Raw genomic sequence first — 924 nt, forward strand, 5'->3', positions numbered from 1 at the left:
TAGTGTGAAATAATTTGTGTTTCGTCATTCCAGATTAAGGAATTTTGACAAATTTTAAAATCTATTTTAAGATTAAAATCTTAATTTATTAGGTTCAATAAGAAAGTTAATTAAGCTTACTAAGTTTAGTATATTTTTACACAATAAAACTAAGCTGTCAAGCTTTACAGCTTCTTTATTGAGGGAGATAAAAAGATAGTAGTAGCAAATGTGGGGTTGTGGGTAATTGCAAAGCAATTATCCATCAAATCCACATTTTATTTTTGCTATTTACTCAAAATATCTTCAAAGAAAATATTTAACTGAGCAAGTATTTGATCCCAACCTCTCATTCTTGATGTCCACTTGGATGTAGCATTTACCATTGCTAAATAGAGACTCTTTTCTAAAGAAAAATCTGTTGGAAATATTGTCTTATTTTTTGTTACTTTTCTTAATTGTCTATTAAAATTTTCTATAGTATTTGTTGTGTACATTAACTTTCTAATTTCTGGTGGATATTTGAAAAATGTTGATAATTCAGCCCAATTATTACGCCAACTTGATACACAACTAGGATACTTTTTACCCCATTTATCTTCAAAATAGTCTAACTGAATTAATGCTGTGTTTTCAGTATTTGCTTTATATACTGTTTTTAAATCTTTCATTAATTCACGTATATCCTTGTAACTTACATATCTAGTGGAGTTTCTAATTTGGTGAATAATGCACTTTTGAATCTCTGCTTTTGGATATACTGCTGTTATTGCTTGGCTAAAACCAGGTAAATTGTCTGTTGCAAAAATCAATACATCTTCTAAGCCTCTATTTTTTAGATCGTTTAATACCATAAGCCAATATTTTGAGCTTTCATTTTCACCTACATACATACCTAACACTTCTTTTAATCCATCCATTGTATATGCTAAAACAATGTATACA

The 924-nt window shown here is 28.4% G+C and carries 1 protein-coding gene; it reads right to left on the reverse strand.

Annotated elements, in window-relative coordinates; translation table 11 throughout:
* Positions 1–266 precede the first annotated feature (266 nt).
* On the reverse strand, positions 267–924 hold a 658-nt coding region (locus CUL_RS20330), incomplete at its 5' end, for an IS256 family transposase (RefSeq protein ID WP_025642698.1).

Origin of the sequence: [Clostridium] ultunense DSM 10521 (genome assembly GCF_000511955.1) — a bacterium.
Lineage (GTDB): Bacteria > Bacillota > Clostridia > Tissierellales > Tepidimicrobiaceae > Schnuerera > Schnuerera ultunensis.